We start from the raw sequence: 616 nt of genomic DNA, 5'->3' as shown, positions 1-616 counted from the left end.
ATGAATAGATTAGCACATCACCAAGGAATCCACAAGTTTTTGACGATGTTGGGGTTGGCCCTTTATTTCTCGAAACCTGTCATGAAGCATCTCGTTCATATCGTGGATGCGATGATTACAAAGGGCTTTTCGGGAACACTGACCGATCTACATCATGGGAGTTTTCATCCGAACCATCGCACGACTCTGAGCCATTTTTTCACGAAAAGCTCATGGGAGGAAGAGACGCTGCTTCGCAAACTCCAACAGTGGGTGCTTCATCGTGTCGAACGCAGCTCGAAACGAGAGAATCAACCCATTTTTGTTTCGATCGATGATACGATTTGCCAAAAAACGAAGCCCTCGTCACGGGCAACACACGCCATTCAAGGGTGTGATTGGCACTATTGTCACGCAGAGAAAAAATCGATTTGGGGACATTCTCTCGTTTGGCTCATGGTTCATACGATGACTCAAGCGTTTCCTTTTGCCTTTCGCCTCTACGACAAGACGGCGGGGACCCGCCCCGGGGCCCTCGCGATCGCTCTGCTTTCTTCGTTGGCTGTGCGTCGCCCCGTTTATGTGCTCATGGCCTCTTGGTCTCCCTCTCCCCCCCTCGTGGGCGCCTTCTTGCCCC

At 51.3% G+C, this 616-nt stretch carries 1 protein-coding gene; it reads left to right on the top strand.

Going from position 1 to position 616, the window contains the following annotated elements:
* Positions 1 to 616: transposase (locus tag HYQ40_11245; protein MBZ6528327.1), on the top strand; the 616-nt coding region annotated here is incomplete at its 3' end.

The organism is Aerococcaceae bacterium DSM 111021, assembly GCA_020112395.1.
Lineage (GTDB): Bacteria > Bacillota > Bacilli > Lactobacillales > Aerococcaceae > Ruoffia.
This window is presented reverse-complemented; position numbering and strand designations above follow the sequence as displayed.